Genomic DNA, 23,139 nt, shown 5'->3' with positions numbered 1-23,139 from the left:
GCCAGCCCTCGCGCGATCAGGCCTTGCGATACACCTCGGCGCCCTGCGCGCGGAACTCGGCGGCCTTCTCGGCCATGCCTTCCTCCAGCGCCTCGGCTTCGCCGGTGCCGTGCTCGGCGGCATAGTCGCGCACGTCCTGGGTGATCTTCATCGAGCAGAACTTGGGGCCGCACATCGAGCAGAAGTGCGCGCTCTTGTGTGCGTCCTTGGGCAGGGTTTCGTCGTGGAATTCCTTGGCCTTTTCCGGATCGAGGCCGAGGTTGAACTGGTCTTCCCAGCGGAACTCGAAACGCGCCTTGCTGAGCGCGTTGTCGCGCACCTGCGCGCCCGGGTGGCCCTTGGCGAGATCGGCCGCATGCGCGGCGATCTTGTAGGCGATGATGCCGTCGCGCACGTCCTGCTTGTTCGGCAAGCCGAGGTGCTCCTTCGGCGTCACGTAGCAGAGCATCGCGGTGCCGAACCAGCCGATCATCGCCGCGCCGATCGCGCTGGTGATGTGGTCGTAGCCGGGCGCGATGTCGGTAGTCAGCGGCCCCAGCGTGTAGAACGGCGCCTCGCCGCACTTCTCCAGCTGGCGGTCCATGTTCTCCTTGATCAGCTGCATCGGAACATGGCCGGGGCCTTCGATCATGGTCTGCACGTCGTGCTTCCACGCGATCTGCGTCAGCTCGCCCAGCGTGTCCAGCTCGCCGAACTGCGCGGCGTCGTTGGCGTCGGCCACGCAGCCGGGGCGCAGGCCGTCGCCGAGGCTGAAGGATACGTCGTACGCCTTCATGATCTCGCAGATGTCTTCGAAGTGCGTGTAGAGGAAGTTCTCCCTGTGGTGCGCCAGGCACCACTTCGCCATGATCGAGCCGCCGCGCGAGACGATGCCGGTGACGCGCTTCGCGGTGAGCGGCACGAAACGCAGCAGTACGCCGGCGTGGATGGTGAAGTAATCCACGCCCTGCTCGGCCTGCTCGATCAGGGTGTCGCGGAACAGCTCCCAGGTCAGCTCCTCGGCCACGCCGCCGACCTTCTCCAGCGCCTGGTAGATCGGCACCGTGCCGATCGGCACCGGCGAGTTGCGCAGGATCCATTCGCGCGTCTCGTGGATGTGCTTGCCGGTGGAGAGGTCCATCACCGTGTCGCCGCCCCAGCGGATCGACCACACCATCTTCTCGACCTCTTCCGCGATCGACGAAGTGACTGCGGAATTACCGATATTCGCGTTGATCTTGGTGAGGAAGTTGCGGCCGATGATCATCGGCTCGCTTTCCGGATGGTTGATGTTGGCGGGGATGATGGCGCGGCCGCGCGCCACTTCGTCGCGCACGAATTCCGGCGTGATGATGCGCGGGATCGCCGCGCCGAACGACTGCCCCGGATGCTGCACGCGCAGTGCACTGTCGCCCAGCGCCTCGATGCGCTGGTTCTCGCGGATGGCGATGTATTCCATCTCCGGCGTTACGATGCCTTTGCGCGCGTAGTGCATCTGGGTGACGTTGGCGCCGGCCTTCGCGCGGCGCGGCACGGGCAGCTGCGGGAAGCGGATCGCGGCCAGTTCAGGTGCATTCGCATGACGGCGGCCGAACTCGGAACTGCGCCCGTCCAGTGCCTCGGTGTCGCCGCGCTCGGCGATCCACACCGCGCGCAGCGCCGGCAGGCCGGCGACCAGATCCACGGAGTAATCCGGATCGGTGTAAGGGCCGGAGGTGTCGTAGACGGTAATCGAAGGATTCTTCTCCACGCCGAACATCGCCGGCGTGTCGGCCTGTGCGATTTCGCGCAGCGGCACGCGCAGGTCGGCGCGGCTGCCGGCTGCGTGGATCTTGCGCGACCCGGGAATCGGCCGGGTCACGGCTTCGGAGAGTTCCTGCGCGGCGCGCGCGAGGTCGGAGAGCTGGGCATTCATCGGCTGGGTTCCGGTGTGGCTTTCTTGAACAGTCCGCACACGGACGTGCGGTTCTTCGCGAAGGGACTCGCGCACGAAGCGACGGCGCCGGACGCACGACAGGTGGAGCATCGTGCGGCGAAGCTCCCTACACCGGTGCTAACCGGATCAGGTTCGAAGGGACTCTCTCAGCCGACCGTTGCGCCGGCACCCCCGCTTCTGGAGTGGTTATTCAAGCACGAAGCGGGGATCACCGCGAGTGCGGCAGGTATTCAGGGCGTCGCGTAGGCGCGCAGGAAGGTGGCCACGCCGGCACGGGCGGTGGCCTCGATCTCGGCGGCATAGCTCTCGCCGCAGTCCACGCAGCCGAACATGCGGCGCATGAACAGGTCGCCCTTGATCAATGCGAAGAACTGCACGCAGGCGCGCGGCACGTCGCCGATGGCGAGCTGGCCGGCGTCGACCGCCTGCTGCAGCAGGCGCTCCATCAGACCGTGCGTGCGCAGGGTGCCTTCCTCCCACAGCAACCGGCCGAAGCGCGGGTTGCCCTGGCGGCAGTCGCCGAGGATGGCGCGGAAGGTGCCGACAGTTTCCGGGTCGCAATCGAGCCGCGCATGGATCAGCGCCACGCGCAGCAGGGTCTGTTCGACGGGGGCCTGCGGGTCGTAGTCGTAGGTGTTTTCCGGCAGCAGGTCCTCGATGCGCGCACGGATCACCTCGCGGAACAGGTTGTCCTTGTCGCCGAAATGGCTGTAGACGGTGAGCTTGGAGACGCCTGCCTCGGCGGCGATCGCGTCCATGCTGGTGCCGGCGAAGGCGTTGCGGATGAACAGCGCCTTGGCCGCGGCGAGGATCGCCGCGCGTTTTTCGAGGTCCTTCGGTCGTCCCGGCCCCTGCGATCTGACCGGCGAGATGCTGCTCATGTCGAAGCCTTCCCAAAACGGTATGCGGACTTTATTATACGCGCTGGTTCAATTATTTCCAGCCAAGCGGCGGCGAAAGTGTCCGCGGACATACCGCGGGACATGACTTACGTCAGCGCATCGCGGTGACTTCCGGCACTTCGTGACACACCGCGCGGGCCGCAGTCTAGTCATTGTCGAGCCAAGGCCAAGCCCTTATCCTTTCAGGTCTTTTTCGACACTCACGGAACCCTGGCAGACATGGCGATGAACTTCGAACAGGCGCGGACGAACATGGTCGAGAACCAGGTGCGTCCATGGGAAGTGCTGGACGGCCGCGTGCTGGACATGCTCGGCCGCGTGCGGCGCGAGGATTTCGTGGCGCCCGAGCATCGCCAGCTTGCCTTCGCCGACCTGTGCCTGCCGCTGGGCCACGGCGAAGTGATGATGAAGCCGGTGCTGGAAGGTCGCATGTTGCAGGCGCTCGAGCTGCTGGCGAGTGATCGCGTGCTGGAGATCGGCACCGGTTCGGGCTTCCTCACCGCCTGCCTCGCCGGCCTGTCGGCCGAAGTGGTCAGCGTCGACATCCATGCCGACTTCACCGCGACCGCCGGCCAGCGCCTGCAGGCTGCCGGTGTGGCGAACGTGCGGCTCCACACCGGCGAAGCCGTGCGCGGCTGGCAGCCGGACGGCCTGTTCGACGCGGTGGTCGCCACCGGCGCGGTGGCCGAGACGCCGTCGCGCTGGCTGGCTTGGCTCAAGCCGGGCGGTCGCCTGCTGATGATCCGCGGTGAGTCGCCCGCGCAGCAGGCGGTGCTGCTCACCCACGAGGGTGAGGGCCGTTACCGTGAGGAAAGCCTGTTCGAGACCGACCTGCCCTATCTCGCCCACGCCGCGCCGTCGTCGCGTTTCGTGCTCTGAATGCCCCACCGTCCCGATACCCCACGAGGCAATCCATGCGTTTGAAGCTGCTCACCTTGGCACTGACCCTGGCCGCCGTCTCGCTGCCCAGCCATGGCGAAGACCTGCTCGACGCCTACCGCGAAGCGCGCGCCAACGATCCGGTGCTGGCCCAGGCCGACGCCACCCGCCTCGCTACCGGCGAGGGTGTCAACCAGGCGCGCGCGTTGCTGCTGCCGCAGATCAGCGGCAGCCTGTCGCTGAACCAGACCACGGGCGGGAACAATGGCTATGTGCAAGACCCGAACGACCCGAACCAGTTCATCAGCAGCAGCACGTTCGGCCACAGCCGCACGCGCAGCCTGAACGCCAACCTCAGCCAGACCGTGTTCGACTTCAGCAAGTACGCCAACCTCAAGGCGGCGCATGCCTCGGCGAACGCGCAGGACGAAACCTACGAAGCCGCGCTGCAGGACCTTTACGTGCGCGTGGCCACGGCGTACTTCACCGTGCTCACCGACGAGGACCAGCTCACCTACGCCAAGGCCAACGAGGATGCCTACAAGGAGCAGTACGACCAGGCCGTGCAGCAGTACAAGGTCGGCATCGCGGCGATCACCGGGGAGTTCCAGGCCAAGTCCTACTACGAGGCGGCCAAGGCACAGACCATCGCCGCGCAAAACACCCTGGACAACGACCGCGAGGCGCTGAGCCAGATCACCGGCCAGCCCACCGGCAACCTGAAGAAACTGCGCGACGAGCTGCCGATGCATTCGCCCGACCCGGCCGATCCGGATGCCTGGGTCAAGCAGGCGCTGATCAACAACCCCAGCCTGCTCGCGCAACAGCAGAACGTGCAGGCAGCCGATGCCAATGTCACCGCAGCGCGTTCCGGCCACCTGCCCACGATCACCGCCAACGTCAGCTACGGCAAGACCGCGAGCTGGTACGAGAACGCGGCGATCCATTCCAACACGCCGTCGCAGACCACGGTGGGGCTCACCCTCAACGTGCCGATCTTCTCCGGCGGGCTGGTCCATTCGCAGGTGCGCCAGTCCATCTACAACCGTGACGCCGCGCAGGACTCGATGGAAATCGAGCGCCGCCAGGTGAAGGCGAGCACGCTCAACTACTACCGCTCGGTGCTGGCCGGCATCAGCCAGGTGCAGTCGGGCAAGGCCGCGGTGGAATCGGCGCAGAAGGCGCTGGACGCCACCCGCGCGGGTTTCAACGTGGGCACGCAGACCATGATCAACGTGCTGCTGGCGATCCAGACCCTGACCCAGGCGGAAGGCACCTACTCGCAGGCGCGGCATCAGCTGGTGCTGGACCGCCTGCTGCTGAAGCAGAGCGCCGGCACCGCCAGCCTCGACGATCTGCAGGAGATCAACGCCCTGCTGCAGTAAGCCATCCACGGGCACGAACGACGACGGCCGGGCCTATGCCCGGCCGTCGTCGTTCCAGCACGCCGTCACCCCTGCAATTGCGCGGCGATCAGCTGCATCAGGCGCCCCACCGCGCCGCGTTCGCGCTCGAACACCCGCTGCGCAGCCAGCCCCATCCCGCGCCGATGTGCACCGTCGCGCAGCAGGCTCAGCACCATCTCGCCCAGTGATCCGCCGTCCGCCACACGCAGCGCGCCGCCATGCTCGATCAGGCTGGTGGTGATCTCCTCGAAGTTGAAGGTGTGCGGCCCCACCAGCACCGGCGTGGAAAGAGCGGCCGGCTCCAGCACGTTGTGGCCGCCGATCGGCACCAGGCTGCCGCCCACGAAGGCCAGTCCCGCCGCGGCATAGAACGGCATCAGCTGGCCCATCGCATCGATCACGAAGACCTGGTTCGACAGGCCAGGCATGCCGTCGGCGCCATAGGTGCCGGTGGCGAAACCCAGGCTGCGCACGGCATGCTCCACCGGCCGGAAGCGCTCCGGGTGACGCGGGGCGATCAGCAGCAGCGCATCGGGCAGGCGCTTGAGCACCGAAAGGTGCGCCTCCAGCACGGCCTGCTCCTCGCCCTCGTGGGTGCTGGCCGCGATCCACACCGGCCGCCGCGCACCCCAATGTTCGCGCAGGCGTGCACCGGTCTCCAGTGCATCCTGCGGTACCGGCATGTCGTACTTCAGGTTGCCGCAGACCATGATCCGCTCGGGCGGCGCGCCGATCAGGCGATAGCGCGCGGCATCGGCGCGTGACTGCGCGGCCACCAGGCGCACGCAACCCAGCGCCGCGCGCACCATCCCGCGCAAGGGCCGCGGCAGGTAGCCGCGCAGCGAGCGCTCGGACAGCCGCGCGTTGACGATCATCAGCGGGATGCCACGGCGCCGGCAGGCGAAGTACAGGTTCGGCCAGATCTCGGTTTCCACGATCAGCGCCAGCCGCGGCTGCACCCCGGCGAGGAAGCGGTTCACCGCATACGGCAGGTCGTAGGGCAGATAGACGTGGAACACGCTGTCACCGAACAGCTGCTGCACGCGCGCGGTACCGGTGGGGGTCACCGTGGTCACCACCAGCGGCGCGTCCGGATAGTCGCGCTTGAGCGCCTTGATCAGCGGCTCGGCCGCGTTCACCTCGCCCACCGACACCGCATGCACCCACAGGCTGCCGGAAAGCTCCGGCGGCGCCTTGAAGAAGCCGAAGCGCTCGGCCCAGCGCCAGTAGTACGGCCGCGAGCGGAAACCGCGCAGCGCCAGTCGCAGCACGATCAGCGGCGTCACCAGATACATCGCGAGGGTGTAGAGATAACGCAACGGCGGGCTCCGGAAACAGCGCCCGAGTATACGGGAGCCGGCATGTGGCTCCGGCTCGTCCATGGCACAGGTCCATTACAATGCCGCGGATGCCCGGCACCCCACGCCCCGACTTCCACCGCTCCCTGCTCTCTCCACGCCACTGGTTGGCGTGGCTGGGCGTGGGCATGATCCGGCTGGTGGCGCTGCTGCCATATCGCGCACTGATGGCGCTGGGCCGTGCGCTGGGCGCCTTGGTGCAACGCGTGCCGTCCGCGCGGCGACCAGTGGCGGCGACCAATATCGCGCTGTGCTTTCCCGAGCTGGACGCGCCGGCACAGGCCGCGCTGGTCGACGCGCACCTGCGCGACATCGGTCTGATGCTGATGGAGTTCGCACTGGGCTGGCTGGGTTCGGATCGCGCCATCGAACGCGTACCGGTGAGCATCGAGGGGCTGGAGCATCTCGAAGCGGCCCGTGCGCAGGGCCGCGGCGTGCTGCTGGTGGGCGGCCACTTCTCGCACCTTGAGTTGTGCGCGCGACTGGTCTCGCAACGCATCCGCATCGCCGGCATGTACCGCAGGATGGATTCGGCGGTGTTCGAATGGGTGGTACTGCGCGCCCGACTCGGCTATGCCGACGCGATGTTCGACAAGGACGACATCCGCGGCACGGTGAAATACCTGCGCGCGGGCGGCACGCTGTGGTACGCGCCCGACCAGGACATGCGCAGCAAGGACAATGTGTTCGTGCCGTTCTTCGGCGTGCCTGCCGCCACCATCACTGCCACCCATCATCTGGCGCGGCTGTCCGGGGCGGCGGTGATCCCGTTCTTCCACCGCCGCCTGCCCGATGGCAAGGGTTATGCCCTGCGCCTCGGCGCGCCACTGGACGATTTCCCGGGACCGGGCGCCCTGGACGACGCCGCACGGATCAACGCCTGCATCGAGCAGATGGTGCGCGAGGCACCCGAGCAGTACCTGTGGGTGCACAAGCGCTTCAAGACCCGCCCCCCCGGCCTGCCGCCCGTGTACTGACACGCTGAACGGTTGTTCAACGGCGCTGCAAGCCGGTGCACTTGCCCAGCGTCGCTGAAAGCTGGCGCAAAGGCGGCGTTCGCAGCATGCGCGCCATGCCCATCCCCATCCTGATGTACCACAACATCGCACCGGTGCCGCGCGAGCTGAAACGCTGGCGCAGTCTCTATGTGCACCCGCGTTCGTTTGCTCGGCAGATGGCCCTGTTGCGTCGACTCGGCTACACCGGCCTGTCGATGGACGCAGCGATGCCGTACCTGCGCGGCGAACGCCAGGGCCGCATCGTGGCGATCACGCTGGACGACGGCTACGCTGACAACCTGGCGAACGCGCTGCCGGTGCTGCAACGCCACGGCTTCAGCGCCACCTGCTACGCGGTGAGCGGCGCGCTGGGCCGCTACAACGACTGGGACGATGCCAAGCTCGGCGTGCGCAAGCCGATGATGGACGCGGCACAACTGCGCGCCTGGCACGCGGGCGGTATGGAAGTGGGCGCGCACACCCGCACGCATCCCCGCCTCCGCCAGTGCGACGACACGCGACTGCGCGACGAGATCGCCGGCAACAAGGCCGAGCTGGAAGACCTGCTCGGCGCGCCGGTGACGCAGTTCTGCTACCCCTACGGCGACCACGACGAGCGCGTGGTCGCGGCCACGCGGGAAGCCGGCTACGCGGCGGCCACCACGGTTCAACGCGGCCGCGCGCGATCGGGCGGCGACCTGTGGCGGCTGCCGCGCGTGGCGGTGGCGCGTAGCCACATCCTGCCGCAGTTCGCCTGGCGTGCGCTCACCGGCTACGAGGACCGCCACGGATGAAATTCCTGTTCATCGGCACCAGCCGCGAGAATGGCGGTGCAGAGACCCACTTCGTCACCCTGACCCAGGCGCTGGCCGGCACCGGCCATACCGTCGAGGCGGTGGTGCACCTGGGCGCGCCCATGGCACAGGCGCTGGCCGACACGACGGTGCAGCTGCATGCGGGCCGCTTCCGCAACGTGTTCGACCTGCGCGGCTACCACGCCACCATCACCGCCGCGCGCCGCCTGAAGCCGGACTGGCTGGTGGGCGATTTCGGCAAGGAATACTGGCCGCTGATCCTGATCGGTCGCCTGCTTGGCATCCCGGTAGCGCTGTTCCGCCATCGCCTCAAGCCGATGAAGTGGCTCTCGGCGCGCCTGGTGGCCCGTTGTGCGCAACGCTTCTTTGCGGTGTCGCAATACGCACGCCGCGACTGCATCGAGCACGGCATGCCCGCCAGGCGCGTACAGGTGCTGTACAACCCGGTGAACATGGAACTGTGCCGACCGGATCCGGTGCGCCGCGCCACGCTGCAGCAGCAGCTGGGGCTGGACGAAAACGCGATCGTGCTGGGCTGTTTTGGCCGCCTGCATGCCGGCAAGGGCATCTACACCCTGCTCGACGCCGCCAACGCAGCGATGGCGCAGGAGCCGCGTCTGCACTGCCTGTGGCTGGGCAGCGGCACCGATACGCAGCAATTGCGCGAAAGCATCGCCAGTTCGCCGTTTCCCGCCCGCCACCACCAGCCCGGCTGGGTTGCCGACGCATCGCCGTACTACAACGTGCTGTCGATGCTGGCCTTCCCTTCGATCGCGACGGAAGCCTTCGGCCGCACGCCGGTGGAGGCGCAGGCCTGCAACGTGCCGGTGCTGTGCAGCGATGCCTTCGGCATCCCGGAAACCCTGCAGCCCGGCGTCACCGGCCTGCTGTTGCCGCCCGGCGACACCGAGGCCTGGCGCGATGGCATCCTCTCGCTGTGCAACGATACGAAGCGCCGCTCCATGGCTGCAGCCACGCGCGACTTCGCGTTGCGGCACTTCAGCACGTTGGTGATCGCCGCCGAGTTCGTGCGCCAGCTGGGCGACTTGCAGAACTGAGCACGCCGCCATGGTCTTTGCGATCATCCCTGATCGCAAAAATCACACGGGCAGCCATCCTTGGCCGCACTCCTCAACGTATCCGCCGCCGCGCCTCGTGCAGCTTGGCGTACTTCAGGAACACGTAGTTGGCGCCGACCACGCTGGCGATGAAGCCGGCCCAGCCGTTGAGGAAGTAGCGCTTGAAGAGGTATTGGCGCAGGAAGAACACGGGCGGATAGACCACCATGCGCAGTCCGGTGAAGCGCTGCCGACGGCGCAGCTTGTGCGCCACCAGTGCGCTGCTGTAGCGGTTGATGCGGTCGATGCGGCTGGCGATGTCGGGGTCGCTGTCGTTGATGAAGTCGGCACGCCACAGCGTCTTCACCGGGCCATCCACTTCCATCGCCGAATGCACTTCCACGTCGTTCATGCGACCGCGGCGGCGGTCGTACAGGCGCAGGTGCGCGTTGCGCCAGCTCCACGGGTGCTGCACGGTCCAGAACATGCGCTCGCGCCGCGGCAGGCGGAAGCCCGCGTATCCCGGTTGCGTCAGCGCGCGCTCGATCACCGCGCGGCTGGCCGGCGAAAGCACCTCGTCGGCATCGAGGTTGAGGATCCAGTCGTGGCTGGCCATGTCGATCGCGCGCTGCTTCTGCGGACCGAACTCGTCGAACGGATGCGTGGCCACGCGCGCGCCGTGGCGTTGCGCGATCGCCAGCGTGTCGTCGGTCGAACCCGAATCCAGCACCACGATCTCGTCGGCCCAATCCACGCCAGAGAGGCAGGCATCCAGCGTGGCCGCATTGTTGAGGGTGATCACCACCACCGACAGCGGCTCACGCTCCATCGCAATGCTCCGCAGGAAGTGCTTCTTTGAGGAGTCCGGCAGGGAAGCCGGGCTCTGCTCTGCCGGCAGGGAGGCCGGCATCGGCTATGCCGCCGGCAACAAACAAACTTGCGCACCACAGCCCCAGCAGCCAGGCGAACAGCAAGCCCCACCACGCCGAGTAGAAGGCCAGATGGGTGTTCAACGGAAACAGCATCGCGCCCAGCGCCAGCGTGACCGGGAACGCCCGCTCGCGCGCCGCCGCACCCACGCGTCGCCAGCTGCGCCAGGCCAGCACTACCGCGGCCAGCCATAGCGCAAGACCGATGCCGCCGGTCTCGGTGAGGATCTCCAGCACGATCTGGTGCGCGTGGCAGGCACCCTCGCCCTCGCCGCAGGACTCGGCCACCATGAAGTGGTCGTCCGCAGGCGCGAACTGCGGGTAGGCGTAGCGGAAGGCGCGCACGCCCACGCCGTTGAACGGATGCGCGGCGATCATCTTCAGGCTGTCGTGCCAGATATCCAGTCGTCCGGTCAGCGCCTCGTCCAAGCCGCGATGCGTGCCGTGCAATGCATCCAGCGTGCGCTCCATGCGCGTCTCGAAACGGGTGGAGGTACGCCACGCGAGGCCGCCGGCCAGCGCCAGCACCATGGCCCCCAACACGCAGTACAGCACGAAGCGGCGCCATGAGCGCGCCTCGCGCCACGCAAAGGCCAGCGCCACCAGCCCGTAGCACAACCATGCCGCACGCGAACCGGCCAGCAACACCGGCCCCAGCAGCAGCAGAAAGGCTGCGACCAGCCCCGGCCAGCCCCAGCGCCGCTGGGCCGTCCACAGCGCGAACGGCGACAGCACCGCCAGCGTGGGCCCGAGCTTGAGGTTCCGCGCGCCGAAGATGCCGGAAATGCGTTCGGCTTCGGCATGTCCGCCCAGGCTCCAGCCGGTGAGGGCCTGCGTCCACGCGTCGAGCACCCACCACGCCAGCACGCAGGCCACCGCCATGTACAAAGCCTGCAAACGACGCTCTCCGCGGACCACGAAACAGGCGTACAGACCCAGTGGCAGATAGCGCAGCAGCGCGGCCACCGTGCTCCAGCTCTTGCCCGGCGCCAGCGAATCGAAAGCCGAGACCAGGGCCGCGCCGATATAGGCCGCCAACAGCCACAGCAGCAGCCGCGCGCCAGGCTGTTCGCGCCAGCCCTGCGGCGAGCGCACGAACAACAGGATCACCCCGACCAGGCAGAGGAAGGTGCCGAACTCGCTGCTGCGCCCGAACGGCAGCAGCGCGATCACCAGCCAGAACGGCAGCAGCGGCGAGCGCAGGGCGGCCTTGAGGGAATCGATCGTGGTGGTCATGCGGGAACCGGCAGGACGACGATCCCGCATTTTAGGGATGCGCGGCTCAGCCCGCCACGACATCCCCGTACAACGCCAGCACAGCCTGCTGCATGTCCTCCAGCCGGTAGGACTGCAACATCGGGATCGGTGGCGCCACGCGCAGCAGTTCGGCGGCGCGCTCCACCAGCCGCTCGCGGTCGCCCGGCGGCACGCGACCGGCGGGATACAGCTCGGCCAGCAGCTCACCCACGCCGCCATGCGCGTAACCCAGCACCGGCCGGCACAGCGACAGAGCCTCGATCACGGTGCGACCGAAGGATTCCGGCTTGTTCGACAGTTGCAGGATCAGGCTGGAGATCGCATAGACATCGCGCACATCGCTGCGCGGCGGTGTCAGCACTGCCTGCGCCTCCACACCGCGCTCGCGGATCAACGCACGCAGCTCTTCCACGTACGCCTCGCGGCCTGCCTCGATCACACCCAGCAGCAGCAGCCGCGCGTCGATGCCGCGACGCTTCAGGTCGGCCAGCAGCTCGATCGCGTCATGATGCCCCTTGAGGCGGGTGCCGCGACCCGGCAGGGTCAGCAGCGGCGCGCCGGCCAGCGCGGGATATTCAGCGAAGAACGCCCGCTTCCACGCCTCGTCCGGGCGATGGCCGTAGGGGAAGGCCGCGGGGTCGATGCCGCGCGGAATCACCCGTACCCGGCCCGGCTCCAGCCAGCGGTAATGGCCCAGCACGTAGTCGCGCAGGGTCTGCGAGACCACGATCACGCGCTCGCCGCGCAGCAGGATCGAACTGTAGCGGCCGGGCGAATTGAGTCCGTGCACCGTGGTGACGAAATGCGGCCGCGGCTTCAAGCCCTTCAGCGCCCACCAGCCCAGCCATGCCGGCAGGCGCGAGCGCGCATGCACGATGTCGGGCTTGAGCTCGCGCAGGCGCCGGCGCAGGGCACCGAGCCGCCGCAGGGTGGCCAGCGACTTGCGGCCGATGTCCAGCGTGATGTGCTCGCTGCCCTCGGCCACCAGCTGCTCCACCAGCCGGCCGCCGGCCGAGATCACCACCGAGCGGTGCCCGACCTGCACCAGCGCACGGGCAACCTCCAGCGCGGAACGCTCCGCGCCGCCGGACTGCAGCGCGGGGATCAGCTGGACGACGGTCAGTCGCGGTGCGGTATCGACACTGCCGGACATGGTTCCCGCCTGCGGGCCTGCATCCTGGTGCACGAGTTTCATCCTGAAATCCAAGCAAGAACAATGCCGTCGTCACCCTGAACGGCAGGCCGGATCAGTCGCGCAGAACGTAACGTGCTCCGCAATAAGGACAAACCGACTCGCCACCGTCGTCGACGATCGGCAGGTACACCTTCGGGTGCGAGTTCCACAGCGCCATCCCCGGCATCGGGCAGGACAGCGGCAGGTCGGCGCGCGTCACTTCATAACGATTTTCGGCATTCGCCGGGATCGGCGCGACAGCCGCGGCAGAGGCAGACATGGGGATGGCTCCGGACTGGATGCGAGGCTGCCAATGGTAGCAGGCTGCCGTGCCCGGACAGTGCAGTGCTGGCTCGTGGCCGGCGGACGCGCCCGGCAGGCGCAGCCGCGTCGCCGGCTCCGGTTTCCCGCAACAGCAAGCCCGCACCGTCGCCGGCGTGGGCTTGTTCGTTCCGCGGACCGCGGCTTACTTCGCTTTCGGCACCGCGCCTTCGGTGGTGATGTGGATCGTGATCTCGTCGCTCACCATCGGCACATAGGCCCCCACGCCGAAATCCGAGCGCTTCAGCGTGCCGGTGGCATCGAAGCCGATCGCCTGGGCCTTGGTCATCGGGTGCGGGCCGATCTTGTTGAGCGTGGCATCCAGCGTCACCGGCTTGGTCACGCCGTGCACGGTGAGATTGCCCGTGACCTTGAAGTGGTTGCCCCCGAGCGGCTCGACGCTGGTGCTTTTGAACGTCACCACCGGGTACTTGGCGGCATTGAAGAAATCGGCCTCCTTGAGGTGCTGGTCCAGCGCCGGCACATGGGTGTCGAGCTTGGCGAGCGGCAGCGTCACGTCCACCGAGGACTTGGCCGGGTTCTGCTGGTCGAACACCAGCGTGCCATCACCCAGGCCCAGGTCGGCGGTGGGGTTGGAATAACCGAAGTGGTTCCAGCTGAACAGCACCATGGTGTGGCCCGGGTCCAGCTTGTAGGTGACCGGATCGGCCTGGACGGTGGCCGCGGCGCCGAGCAGGCCCGCGAGCAGGAGGCAACGAAACACGCGCATGGAAATTCTCCGCAGTGGATGGATGATCGGCCGTGCGACAGCCGCACCGGCAAGTAAAGTCGACGAGCAGCCCACGCTGACGCCTCGGAAAAACGGTCAATCGCCGGTATTCTCCAAGGCGCCGGCTGGACGGCAACAGTGCCGGCCGTCAGTGTATAGACACGCCGCCAAGCCAGAAACGCAGCCGGGAGCAACGCAGCGTGTACGTACGGGAAACAATCCATCGGCCTCCCTCCGCATGCCCGGCCTGAGGGAAGAATGCTGGGCCATCACCGACGCCTCCGCTGGCAACCAGCGGCAAGCGCTGGCGCTGGCCGAAATGATGGACCTGCCGGTGCGTCACCTGCTGCTGGAGCCGCGTGCGCCGTGGTCGTGGCTGGCGCCGCGCTTCGCGCTGGGCGGCGCGCTGACGCTGCCGGCGGACCAGCGTCGCCAGTTCGCATCGCCGTGGCCGCGGCTGGCGATCGGCTGCGGGCGCGCCGCCGCGCTGTTCACCCGCATGCTGCGCCGCCTGTCGCATGGACAGTGCCACACCGTGCAGATCCTCGATCCGCGCATCGCTCCGGCGTACTGGGACACGGTGATCGCGCCGCACCACGACCAGCTCGCCGGCCCCAACGTGCTCACCCCGCTGGGCTCGCTGAACCCGGTGGACGAGGACTGGCTGGCCGACGGCCGTGACGCCTGCCCCGCCTTCGGGGAATTGCCGCAACCGCGCGTCGGCGTGCTGCTCGGCGGTCCACGCAAGCAGCTGGCGCTGGACGCAGACTATGCACACGAACTGTCGGCGCGCCTGCTCGCCCGTCACGACCACGAAGGTGGCAGCCTGCTCGCACTGGCCTCACGGCGCACGCCGCCGGAAGTGCTGGAGATCTTTCGCGAGGCGCTGGCCGCGGTGCCGGGACTGGTATGGTCCGGTCCCGACGATGGCCGCAATCCCTATCCCGGCGTGCTGGGCTGGGCCGATCGGCTGGTGGTCACGCCCGACTCGGTAAACATGCTCAGCGAGGCCTGCGCGGTGGGTTGCGCCGTGCATACCCATGTCGCCGCACCGCTACCGGACAAGCTCGCGCGCTTCCATCACGCCCTGCGCGAACGCGGGCTGCTGCACGGGCTCGATGACGCCGCCACCGCCCGCCAGCCACCGTTGCGCGAAACCGCGATGATCGCGGCCGAACTGCGGCGGCGCATGGCCAAAGACTGAACGGACGTTCGCAGAACAAGACCTTCACTTCCGCATCGCCCGGTGTTCACGGCTGCTGTACCCAGACCTGGCGTCCAATGGCGTCGAAAGCACGGCAGCGCAAACAGGTCACGGGTTTCGGACGCCAGCCCGGCCATCGACGCACATCCCCCGGGAGGCTGGCGGCCAGCGTCGCACCATCAGCGCATGGTGCGGATCCAGAGAGGAGGTGTCGTCATGAACATGTTCGACGCGTTTGTCAGCTCTCCCTATGCCTGCAACATCATCACGCGCAGCGACCACATGCCCACCAAGCTCGAGCGCCATGGCGACTGGGCGCGCAAGTTCTATGGCGGCGGCTACCACGAATCCAGCAAGGACAGCCGTGAATCGATCGAGTACGTCGTGAACACGCCGCTGACCGCACCGGCACTGGTGCATTGAGCCCGGCACCACTCGATCACGGGCGGCGGCCGGCGCGGCTTGCCGGCCGCCAACGCCCTGCCCTGTTCTGCTTCGCCGTCCGCAATCGACCCGACCGCGCCGCCACCTTGGCCTCGAAGCACGCAGGGCGACGCAGCCGGATCAGTCGAACGCGAAGCCCAGCGCCCGCGTGACCGCGGCGACCTCGTTGCAGAGCGTTTCCAGCGCGGCGGCGCGCGGCGAGATGCGCGGACGCGCGTCCAGCGTGCAGGCGAGCGAGCGTTGCAGCAGGGTTGCATGCGCGCCCGCCAGTGCGGCGGACTGCGCCGCGTCGAGCAGGCCGGCGTCGCGACAGGCGGTGAGCAGGGCCGCGTTGGCCGTGACGCCAAGCAGGGCGGGATGTCGCGCGGCATGCGCCAGCACCAGCCCCTGCAGCGCGAACTCGATGTCGAGCAACGCGCCGCGGCCCTGCTTGAGATCGATGTTCTGCGCGTCCGAGCGATCGCGCTCGGCGCGCCAGCGGCGGCGCATCTGGCTCACTTCGTCGATCACCACGGTGTGCTCGCGTGATACGCCGAGGATGTCGCGGCGTACCGCCGCCAGCGCCGCGCCCAGCGCGGCATCGCCGGCCACCGGGCGCGCGCGCAGCAGCGCCTGATGTTCCCAGGTCCAGGCGCGGCTCTGCTGGTAGGCGACGAAAGCGTCGAGGCTGCCCACGAGCAGGCCCTTGGACCCATCCGGCCGCAGGCGCGTGTCCACCTCGTACAGGCGGCCGGCGCGGGTGGGCACGGTGAGCCAGTTCATCACGCGCTGGGCGAGGCGCTGGTACCAGCGCGCGCCCTCGATCGGTCGCGCGCCGTCGCTCATCGCCTGCGCGCGCCTGCCGTCGTAGACGAACACCAGGTCGAGGTCGGAGGCGAAACCCAGTTCCTCGCCGCCGAGGCTGCCGTAGCCCAGCACCGCGAAGCCGGATCCCGCGCCCGGCAAGCGACCATGCTGGGCGATCAGCTCGCGCTCGGCCAGCGCGGTGACCACGCCCACCACCGACTCGGCCAGCGCGGCGAGCCGGCGCGCGGTGGCCGCTGCATCGGCCCGACCGTCGTTGAAGGCAAGGCCGAGGCGGAACGCGGTGGACGACTGGAACTCGTTGATGCGTTCCAGCTCGGCTTCGGCTTCGCGCTCCTCCAGCGTGGCCAGCACGCGGGCGATCTCGGCGGCGATGTCGGCACGCTTCAGCGGCAATTGCTCGATGCGCGGATCGAGCACATCGTCCAGCAGCAACGGCTGCGCGATCACCTGCCCGGCAAGCAGGGCGCTGTCGGCGAACAGCGTGGCCAGCCGCTTGCGCGCGGCGGGCTGCTCCTCCAGCAGCGCGAGATAGGACGAGCGCCGCGCCACCGCCTGGGTCAGCCGGCACAACCGCAGCAGGCATGGCACCGGCGCCGCACTGCCGCGCGCGGCCGTGATCAGCTGCGGCATCAGGTGATCCAGCCGTTCGCGCGAACGCGCCGACATCGCACGCACTGCGCCCCCCTGCGGCAGCTTGGCCAGCACATCGGCCAGGTCCGCGCCCGGCACGAAGCCGCTGGCCTCCAGCATGCCCGCATCCAGCGTCTCGGCGCAGGCGGCCTGCCACAGCGCCGCATCCGCCGCCGGCACGCGGGCGCCGCGTCCGCCCTGCGGCATCAGCACGGCGGCGAATTCGCTGGCGACGATCTCGCGATGTTTCGCCAGCGCCTCGGCCAGCGGCTCCCAGGCCGGCCAGTCCAGTCCCCGCGCGATGCGCTCGCGGCTCAACGCGTCGGCGGGAATGTCGTGGGTCTGCGCATCGCGCAGCATCTGCACGCGATTCTCCAGCCGGCGCAGGAACACGTAGGCCTCGCGCAGCGCCTTCGCGCGTGCCGCGGGAATGTGCCCGCGCGCCTCGCAGGCGGCCAGCGCGGGCAACAGGCCGCGCACACGCATGGACGGCTCGCGGCCGCCGCGGATCAGCTGGGTGAGCTGCACGATGAACTCGATCTCGCGGATGCCGCCGGAGCCGAGCTTGAGGTTGTCGGAAAGATCCTTGCGCGCCACCTCGGCGTCGATCAGCGCCTTCATTTCGCGCAGGCCGGCGAACGCGGTGTAGTCGAGGTATTTGCGATAGATGAAAGGCCGCAGCAGCTCCTGCAACTGCTTGCCGGCAGTGCGGTCGCCGGCCACCGGGCGCGCCTTGATCCACGCATAGCGCTCCCAGTCGCGGCCCTCGCGCTGGTAGTACTGCTCCATCGCCGCGAACGACAGCGCGAGCCGCCCCGCGTTGCCGAACGGCCGCAGGCGCAGGTCCACGCGCGCGCAGATGCCGTCCACCGTGGGTTCGTTGAGCAGGCGCACCAGCTGCCGGCCCAGCCGCACGAAGTACTCGCCGTTGTCGAGCACGCGCGCGCCGTCGCTCTCGCCGCCGTGCGGGTAGGCCAGCACCAGATCGATGTCGGAGGAGAAGTTGAGCTCTGCGCCACCCAGCTTGCCGAAGCCCACCACCACCAGCCGCTGCCGTTCGCCCTCGCGACTGCGCGCCTGACCGTAGCGCGCGGCCAATGCGCGCTCGGACCAGCCCAGCGCCGCTTCCAGCAGCACCTCGTACAGCACGCTGGTGGCGGACAGGGTCTCCGGCAGCTCGTCCAGTCCGTTGACGTCGCGGAACACCAGCCGCAGCGCCTCGGCGTGGCGGAAGCGGCGCAGCGCGGCCAGCGTCGGGACCTCGTCCCCGGGCAGCCTCAGCGTGTCGATGCGGGCGGCGGCATCGGCATTCGAGCGCAACCGCTCCAGCCCCGCGGGCGACAGCAGCGCCGGCTGGGCGCGCCAGGCCTCGAACGCGAAGTCGCTGGCCCCGAGTGTGCGGCGGATGCGCTCGGCCACGCCGGCATCGTCGTGCAGGGGCACGCCGGCCGTACGGCAGCAGGCGGCCAGCTCGGCATAGCGATCGTCGATCAGGGCGCGCAGCGCGGGCGATTCATGGGCGAAGGCAGGCATCGGGCCATTGTGCCGCAGCCGGGGGACGGACCGGCAGCACGACCGGTACACCGCCGGCCGAGCTGGTGCGTTGCAGGGGGAGTCCCCGACGATTGTCGCCCGCCCGCGGCGAACAGTCGATTCATGTCATCCTGATTACTGTTCCCCGGCAATCCTTCACGCTCGCAAGAATCAAACAGGCGGCCAGCCATGGCCGCACTCTTCAATCCATCCCATGACAACCGAGTCCCCGGTTTCGCCATGACCCCATCCGCTGTCCCCAACCTTCGCCGCGCGGCACCGCGCATCGCCCTGATCCTGGCGATGACGCTGATCTTCGTGTTGCTCACCGGCTTGCTCGACGGCGGCAAGGGCGTGCTGCCCCTGCGCCTGCTGGACCAGCCGCGCTTCCCCATCGCCAACGCCTGGCCCGGCCTGCTGTTCGCGGGCCTGCTGCTGGTGATGACACGCCGCCTGCTGCTGTCGTTCGGACTGGCCTACCTGCTGCAGGGGCTGATCTACGGTGTCAGCGCGCTGAAGGCGGCGAACCTGGGCACACCGCTGCTGCCGGCGGACTTCCGCATGGTGGGCCAGCTGCGCAAGGGCGGGTTCCACCTGCTGGCTGGCTACCTCCCGCACAGCCCGTGGCCGTACCTGGCACTGATCGCCGGGGTGCTGATCCTGCTGGCGATGTGGCGGCTGGAGCCGCCGCTGTTCGCGCGCCGCACCGGTGGCAAGCGCCTCGCGGCCGGCGGTGTGCTGCTGCTGCTGTTCGGCAGCCTGCTCGGTGGCTGGAGCGGCTGGGCGAAGATCTACAACGGCCGCGTGCTGTGGCTGGAGCCATGGTCGGCCGCATCCACCCGCGTGCATGCCGGCCTGCTCAGCGAGCTGGTGATGTTCCACCTGCAATACGGCCAGCAGAAACCCAAGCCCGACCGCACTATCGCCGAGCAGCTGATCGGCCAATCCGCCGACGCGCTGCGCCAGCACCTCGCAATGCCGAACGCCAGTGTGCTGCCCGACATCGTGGTGGTGCAGAGCGAGTCGTTCTTCGACCCGAGCATCATGAAGGGCTACGCGCACAGCGATCTCACGCCCAACCTGCACCGCCTGGCGCAGCACGGCATCAGTGGCGCATTGCACGTGCCCACCTTCGGCGGCGGCACCATCCGCACCGAGTTCGAGGTGCTCTCCGGACTCTCGCTGCGCTACTTCGACAACCTGCAGTTCCCCTACCTGCAGATCGGCCGCAAGCCGATGTCCAGCCTGGTGCAGGTACTGGACGAGCACGGCTACGCGACTGTGGCGGTGCACGGCAACGACCCCACGTTCTGGAACCGCAACATCGCGTTCAAGACGCTGGGCTTCCAGCGCTTCGTGTCGCAGTCAGCGTTCCCGCCTGATGCGCCGAACGACGGCAAGTACATGGCCGACAGCGCGATGACCGACGAAATCATGCGCCAGCTCAAGGACAGCGGGCCGCCGCAGTTCATCTTCGCGATCAGCATCGAGGCGCACGGCCCCTACGACGTGGTGCCGAAGGATACCGCCGCGCGCGACGCGATCGCGGTGCCTGCCGGCATCGAAGGCAAGAACAAGCTGGAGCTGCAGACCTACCTCTATCACATGCAGCACGCCGACCAGGAACTCGGCCGTCTCGCCGCGCTGCTCGCCAAGCGCCAGCGCCCCGCCCTGCTGCTGTTCTACGGCGACCACCTGCCCGCGCTCACCGACAGCTACCGCATCGACGGCTTCGTCAACGGCGGCGACATGCTCGCGCAAGCCGGCACCTGGCTGCTGGTCGACCCCCATGCCACCACCGGCCAGCCCGTGCACGAGGACACGGCCGCATGGCTGCTGCCCGGCAAGCTGCTTGCCGCGGCCGGCATCCACGACGATCCCTACTTCGCGCTTACCGAGCTCCTCGGCCCGCAACTCGCCGCGCTCACCCGCGCCCCCGGTGCCCCGCAGCCGGACGAAGACGCCGCCACCCGCCAGCTCGACCAGTCCATGGGCAGCGTCGAGCAGCTGCGCATGAACCGCAAGCTGCAGGCGGTTCTGGCGAAGGTAATTGGCGGAACACCCGCGCCCACTACCGTGGTCCATGCGGCACCCGCACCGGCGACACCGGGCGAAGGCGCGCGACTCACTCACTGACCCCACCGCACCCATGTCCACGGCTTGACCCGTATTCGGCCGAGCAAGACGCGAGCCGGGCCGCCCCATGTCGATGCACTGTTCGACGAGCCATCGATCAACTTCGGAGACGGCGGAGAGATGTATGCGCATCCATCCCTCTCCGGATGCTGGGCCATCGATCCGGGCAAGCGCGTAGAACGGTTCTGGCCGGGGCAGGCTCTTTGCCTTGGGCATCGCCAGGAGCTCTTCGCTCGAAAACTTGCAAATCCCTGGAGTCGGCTTCAATGAAAAACCCCGCCGAAGCGGGGTTTTTCGTCTTGCGTGCAGCGGTGGGGAATGGATCAGAAATCCATGCCGCCCATGCCGCCCATGCCACCGGGGGCGCCGCCGTGGTTGTGCTCTTCCTTCTTCGGCAGCTCGGCCACCATCGCTTCGGTGGTGATGGCGAGACCGGCCACTGAGGAGGCGTACTGCAGCGCCGAGCGGGTGACCTTGGTCGGGTCCAGGATGCCGAACTCGATCATGTCGCCGAACTCGCCGGTGGCGGCGTTGTAGCCGTAGTTGCCCTTGCCTTCCTTGACCTGGTTGACGATCACGGACGGCTCGGCGCCGGCGTTGAACACGATCTCGCGCAGCGGGGCTTCCAGCGCACGGCGGGTGATGGCGATGCCGAGGTTCTGGTCCTCGTTGTCGCCCTTCAGGTTCTCGACCGCCTTCAGCGAACGGATCAGGGCCACGCCGCCGCCCGGCACCACGCCTTCCTCGACCGCCGCACGGGTGGCGTGCAGGGCGTCTTCGACGCGGGCCTTCTTTTCCTTCATCTCGACTTCGGTGGCGGCACCGACCTTGATCACCGCCACGCCGCCGGCCAGCTTCGCCACGCGCTCCTGCAGCTTCTCGCGGTCGTAGTCGGAGGAGGTCTCCTCGATCTGCGCCTTGATCTGCTTGATGCGTGCCTGGATCTTCTCGGCTTCGCCGGCACCATCGATGATGGTGCTGTTTTCCTTGGTGACCACGATCTTCTTGGCGCGGCCCAGGTCGGCCACGGTGGCCTTCTCGAGCTGCAGGCCCACTTCCTCGGAGATCACCTGGCCGTTGGTGAGGATGGCCATGTCTTCCAGCATCGCCTTGCGACGGTCACCGAAGCCCGGCGCCTTGACGGCGGCGACCTTGACGATGCCGCGGATGGTGTTGACCACCAGGGTGGCCAGCGCCTCGCCTTCCACTTCCTCGGCGACGATCAGCAGCGGCTTGCCGGCCTTGGCCACGCCCTCGAGCACGGGCAGCAGCTCGCGCACGTTGGAGATCTTCTTGTCGTACAGCAGGATGAACGGGTCTTCCAGCTCGACCTGCTGGCTCTGCTGGTTGTTGATGAAGTACGGCGACAGGTAGCCGCGGTCGAACTGCATGCCCTCGACCACGTCCAGCTCGTTGTCCAGGCCCGAGCCTTCCTCGACGGTGATCACGCCTTCCTTGCCGACCTTCTTCATCGCGGTGGCGATGATGTCGCCGATCGCGCTGTCGGAGTTGGCGGAGATGGTGCCGACCTGGGCGATCGCCTTGTCGTCGGCGGTGGGCTTGCTGAGGCTCTTCAGCTCGGCCACGGCGGCGACCACGGCCTTGTCGATGCCGCGCTTCAGGTCCATCGGGTTGATGCCGGCGGCGACCGCCTTCATGCCCTCGCGGATGAACGCCTGCGCCAGCACGGTGGCGGTGGTGGTGCCGTCACCGGCATTGTCGGAGGTCTTGGAGGCGGCTTCCTTGACGATCTGCGCGCCCATGTTCTCGTAGGCGTCGGCCAGCTCGATCTCCTTCGCCACGGACACGCCGTCCTTGGTGACGGTGGGGGCGCCGAAGCTCTTCTGCAGCACGACGTTGCGGCCCTTCGGGCCCAGGGTGACCTTAACGGCGTTGGCGAGCGTGTTCACGCCCTTCAGGATGCGCGAGCGGGCGTCTTCGCCGAAGCGGACTTCTTTAGCGGCCATAAAATTTTTCCTTGAAAAATTTTGAAATTAAGTAAGGGGGTTTGTCGTTTCGAAAGCGTCGCCGGAGGAAGCCCCTGGCGGCCGGCGAGCGCGTGTTACGCGCTCAGTCGATCAGCCCTCGATCACCGCCACGATGTCGTCTTCCTTCAGGAAGACCAGCTCTTCGCCGTCGATCTTGATTTCCTGGCCGGCGTACTTGCCGAACAGCACCACGTCGCCTTCCTTCAGCGACATCGGGCGGACGTTGCCGTCTTCCAGGATGCGGCCGGTACCGGCGGCGATCACCTTGCCGCGGGTGGGCTTCTCGGTGGCGCTGTCGGGGATGACGATGCCGCCGGCGGAGACGCGCTCCTCTTCCAGGCGCTTGACGATGACGCGATCGTGCAGCGGACGCAGTTTGCTCATGGGTGGCTCCCAAGCTAGGTGGTGGAATGCGGTTGGAGAACTGACAGGCCGGCCGGAGGGACCGCTGTTAGCACTCGCCATAGATGAGTGCCAATTCTAGCGATGCAAGCCCCCGCCGCAAGTGGCGGCGTGTGCGACATCACCCGGTTCGACCCTTGGGACAGCGAATGGGGTGGACCCGGGCAGCTTTCAAGAGCCCTCGGCCATCGAAAGCCACCCGATGTCGCCTGCCCATGCGGCACTGCGTCCGACCGACAGGTGCCTGTCCGTG

Annotated in this window: 19 protein-coding genes and 1 riboswitch; of the genes, 8 read left to right on the top strand and 11 right to left on the bottom strand. The window is 68.1% G+C overall.

The features are described 5' to 3' along the window. Positions 1-16: 16 nt before the first annotated feature. Both thiC and ABQJ54_RS17670 read right to left on the bottom strand, forming a co-directional pair. The gene (thiC, locus tag ABQJ54_RS17675) at positions 17-1,894 is read right to left on the bottom strand and encodes a phosphomethylpyrimidine synthase ThiC (RefSeq protein ID WP_367855636.1); all 1,878 of its coding nucleotides are present in this window, start codon (positions 1,892-1,894) and stop codon (positions 17-19) included. 107 nt (positions 1,895-2,001) lie between these two features. After that, positions 2,002-2,098, bottom strand: a riboswitch (TPP riboswitch). A 47-nt stretch (positions 2,099-2,145) separates the two neighbouring features. After that, on the bottom strand, positions 2,146-2,796 hold the full coding sequence (locus ABQJ54_RS17670; RefSeq protein ID WP_367855635.1) for a TetR/AcrR family transcriptional regulator: 651 nt from the start codon (positions 2,794-2,796) through the stop codon (positions 2,146-2,148). 240 nt (positions 2,797-3,036) lie between these two features. Here ABQJ54_RS17670 and ABQJ54_RS17665 point away from each other — a divergent pair, with 240 nt between their 5' ends. Together ABQJ54_RS17665 and ABQJ54_RS17660 are read left to right on the top strand one after the other, a co-directional pair. Beyond that, positions 3,037-3,696, top strand: a complete 660-nt coding sequence (locus ABQJ54_RS17665) for a protein-L-isoaspartate O-methyltransferase family protein (protein ID WP_367855634.1) — start codon at positions 3,037-3,039, stop codon at positions 3,694-3,696. Positions 3,697-3,731: 35 nt separating this feature from the next. Beyond that, positions 3,732-5,081, top strand: coding sequence for a TolC family outer membrane protein (locus ABQJ54_RS17660; protein ID WP_367855633.1), 1,350 nt, complete (start codon positions 3,732-3,734; stop codon positions 5,079-5,081). Between the two features lie 65 nt (positions 5,082-5,146). Here ABQJ54_RS17660 and waaA read toward each other — a convergent pair whose 3' ends face one another. Next, on the bottom strand, positions 5,147-6,421 hold the full coding sequence (gene waaA / locus ABQJ54_RS17655; protein WP_367855632.1) for a lipid IV(A) 3-deoxy-D-manno-octulosonic acid transferase: 1,275 nt from the start codon (positions 6,419-6,421) through the stop codon (positions 5,147-5,149). An 80-nt stretch (positions 6,422-6,501) separates the two neighbouring features. Here waaA and lpxL point away from each other — a divergent pair, with 80 nt between their 5' ends. From lpxL to ABQJ54_RS17640, 3 genes are all read left to right on the top strand, one after another. Further along, entirely contained in the window at positions 6,502-7,437 is a 936-nt protein-coding gene (gene lpxL, locus ABQJ54_RS17650) for an LpxL/LpxP family Kdo(2)-lipid IV(A) lauroyl/palmitoleoyl acyltransferase (RefSeq protein ID WP_367855631.1), read from the top strand. 95 nt (positions 7,438-7,532) lie between these two features. Then, on the top strand, positions 7,533-8,252 hold the full coding sequence (locus tag ABQJ54_RS17645; protein ID WP_367855630.1) for a polysaccharide deacetylase family protein: 720 nt from the start codon (positions 7,533-7,535) through the stop codon (positions 8,250-8,252). Then, positions 8,249-9,331, top strand: coding sequence for a glycosyltransferase family 4 protein (locus tag ABQJ54_RS17640; protein WP_367855629.1), 1,083 nt, complete (start codon positions 8,249-8,251; stop codon positions 9,329-9,331). The genes ABQJ54_RS17645 and ABQJ54_RS17640 overlap by 4 nt, the downstream gene beginning before the upstream one ends. A 73-nt stretch (positions 9,332-9,404) precedes the next feature. Here the strand turns inward: ABQJ54_RS17640 and ABQJ54_RS17635 are convergent, their stop codons facing one another. From ABQJ54_RS17635 to ABQJ54_RS17615, 5 genes are all read right to left on the bottom strand, one after another. Continuing rightward, on the bottom strand, positions 9,405-10,160 hold the full coding sequence (locus ABQJ54_RS17635; protein ID WP_367855628.1) for a glycosyltransferase family 2 protein: 756 nt from the start codon (positions 10,158-10,160) through the stop codon (positions 9,405-9,407). After that, entirely contained in the window at positions 10,150-11,496 is a 1,347-nt protein-coding gene (locus ABQJ54_RS17630) for an O-antigen ligase family protein (RefSeq protein ID WP_367855627.1), read from the bottom strand. Before ABQJ54_RS17630 ends, ABQJ54_RS17635 begins: the two co-directional genes overlap by 11 nt. A 46-nt stretch (positions 11,497-11,542) precedes the next feature. Further along, the gene (locus ABQJ54_RS17625; protein ID WP_367855682.1) at positions 11,543-12,670 is read right to left on the bottom strand and encodes a glycosyltransferase; all 1,128 of its coding nucleotides are present in this window, start codon (positions 12,668-12,670) and stop codon (positions 11,543-11,545) included. Positions 12,671-12,764: 94 nt separating this feature from the next. Next, positions 12,765-12,971: a zinc-finger domain-containing protein gene (locus ABQJ54_RS17620; protein WP_367855626.1), complete on the bottom strand. Its 207-nt coding sequence runs from the start codon at positions 12,969-12,971 to the stop codon at positions 12,765-12,767. Between the two features lie 186 nt (positions 12,972-13,157). Further along, a complete protein-coding gene (locus ABQJ54_RS17615) occupies positions 13,158-13,742 on the bottom strand; it encodes a YceI family protein (protein ID WP_367855625.1) in 585 nt (194 codons plus the stop codon). A gap of 238 nt (positions 13,743-13,980) precedes the next feature. On the opposite strand from ABQJ54_RS17615, the gene ABQJ54_RS17610 reads away from it, so the two are divergent. Further along, the gene (locus ABQJ54_RS17610; RefSeq protein ID WP_367855624.1) at positions 13,981-14,946 is read left to right on the top strand and encodes a mitochondrial fission ELM1 family protein; all 966 of its coding nucleotides are present in this window, start codon (positions 13,981-13,983) and stop codon (positions 14,944-14,946) included. A gap of 216 nt (positions 14,947-15,162) precedes the next feature. Continuing rightward, positions 15,163-15,369 (top strand): hypothetical protein, encoded by a 207-nt coding sequence (locus ABQJ54_RS17605; protein WP_367855623.1) that lies wholly within the window; start codon positions 15,163-15,165, stop codon positions 15,367-15,369. A 141-nt stretch (positions 15,370-15,510) separates the two neighbouring features. Here the strand turns inward: ABQJ54_RS17605 and glnE are convergent, their stop codons facing one another. Beyond that, positions 15,511-18,360: a bifunctional [glutamate--ammonia ligase]-adenylyl-L-tyrosine phosphorylase/[glutamate--ammonia-ligase] adenylyltransferase gene (gene glnE, locus ABQJ54_RS17600; RefSeq protein WP_367855622.1), complete on the bottom strand. Its 2,850-nt coding sequence runs from the start codon at positions 18,358-18,360 to the stop codon at positions 15,511-15,513. A 240-nt stretch (positions 18,361-18,600) separates the two neighbouring features. Between glnE and ABQJ54_RS17595 the strand changes: the two genes are divergently transcribed. After that, a complete protein-coding gene (locus ABQJ54_RS17595) occupies positions 18,601-20,496 on the top strand; it encodes an LTA synthase family protein (RefSeq protein ID WP_367855621.1) in 1,896 nt (631 codons plus the stop codon). A gap of 323 nt (positions 20,497-20,819) precedes the next feature. Here the strand turns inward: ABQJ54_RS17595 and groL are convergent, their stop codons facing one another. Next, the gene (gene groL, locus ABQJ54_RS17590; protein ID WP_367855620.1) at positions 20,820-22,463 is read right to left on the bottom strand and encodes a chaperonin GroEL; all 1,644 of its coding nucleotides are present in this window, start codon (positions 22,461-22,463) and stop codon (positions 20,820-20,822) included. Between the two features lie 111 nt (positions 22,464-22,574). Then, the gene (gene groES / locus ABQJ54_RS17585; RefSeq protein ID WP_049623107.1) at positions 22,575-22,868 is read right to left on the bottom strand and encodes a co-chaperone GroES; all 294 of its coding nucleotides are present in this window, start codon (positions 22,866-22,868) and stop codon (positions 22,575-22,577) included. Positions 22,869-23,139 lie beyond the last annotated feature (271 nt).

This window comes from Rhodanobacter lycopersici (assembly GCF_040812335.1).
GTDB classification, from domain to species: Bacteria; Pseudomonadota; Gammaproteobacteria; order Xanthomonadales; family Rhodanobacteraceae; genus Rhodanobacter_A; species Rhodanobacter_A lycopersici.
This window is presented reverse-complemented; position numbering and strand designations above follow the sequence as displayed.

Coding starts and splice junctions, on each gene's coding strand:
- thiC (WP_367855636.1), bottom strand. CDS start 1,894: ATGAATGCCCAGCTCTCCGACCTCGCGCGCGCCGCGCAGGAACTCTCC.
- ABQJ54_RS17670 (WP_367855635.1), bottom strand. CDS start 2,796: ATGAGCAGCATCTCGCCGGTCAGATCGCAGGGGCCGGGACGACCGAAG.
- ABQJ54_RS17665 (WP_367855634.1), top strand. CDS start 3,037: ATGGCGATGAACTTCGAACAGGCGCGGACGAACATGGTCGAGAACCAG.
- ABQJ54_RS17660 (WP_367855633.1), top strand. CDS start 3,732: ATGCGTTTGAAGCTGCTCACCTTGGCACTGACCCTGGCCGCCGTCTCG.
- lpxL (WP_367855631.1), top strand. CDS start 6,502: ATGCCGCGGATGCCCGGCACCCCACGCCCCGACTTCCACCGCTCCCTG.
- ABQJ54_RS17645 (WP_367855630.1), top strand. CDS start 7,533: ATGCCCATCCCCATCCTGATGTACCACAACATCGCACCGGTGCCGCGC.
- ABQJ54_RS17640 (WP_367855629.1), top strand. CDS start 8,249: ATGAAATTCCTGTTCATCGGCACCAGCCGCGAGAATGGCGGTGCAGAG.
- ABQJ54_RS17635 (WP_367855628.1), bottom strand. CDS start 10,160: ATGGAGCGTGAGCCGCTGTCGGTGGTGGTGATCACCCTCAACAATGCG.
- ABQJ54_RS17630 (WP_367855627.1), bottom strand. CDS start 11,496: ATGACCACCACGATCGATTCCCTCAAGGCCGCCCTGCGCTCGCCGCTG.
- ABQJ54_RS17625 (WP_367855682.1), bottom strand. CDS start 12,670: ATGTCCGGCAGTGTCGATACCGCACCGCGACTGACCGTCGTCCAGCTG.
- ABQJ54_RS17620 (WP_367855626.1), bottom strand. CDS start 12,971: ATGTCTGCCTCTGCCGCGGCTGTCGCGCCGATCCCGGCGAATGCCGAA.
- ABQJ54_RS17615 (WP_367855625.1), bottom strand. CDS start 13,742: ATGCGCGTGTTTCGTTGCCTCCTGCTCGCGGGCCTGCTCGGCGCCGCG.
- ABQJ54_RS17610 (WP_367855624.1), top strand. CDS start 13,981: ATGCCCGGCCTGAGGGAAGAATGCTGGGCCATCACCGACGCCTCCGCT.
- ABQJ54_RS17605 (WP_367855623.1), top strand. CDS start 15,163: ATGAACATGTTCGACGCGTTTGTCAGCTCTCCCTATGCCTGCAACATC.
- glnE (WP_367855622.1), bottom strand. CDS start 18,360: ATGCCTGCCTTCGCCCATGAATCGCCCGCGCTGCGCGCCCTGATCGAC.
- ABQJ54_RS17595 (WP_367855621.1), top strand. CDS start 18,601: ATGACCCCATCCGCTGTCCCCAACCTTCGCCGCGCGGCACCGCGCATC.
- groL (WP_367855620.1), bottom strand. CDS start 22,463: ATGGCCGCTAAAGAAGTCCGCTTCGGCGAAGACGCCCGCTCGCGCATC.
- groES (WP_049623107.1), bottom strand. CDS start 22,868: ATGAGCAAACTGCGTCCGCTGCACGATCGCGTCATCGTCAAGCGCCTG.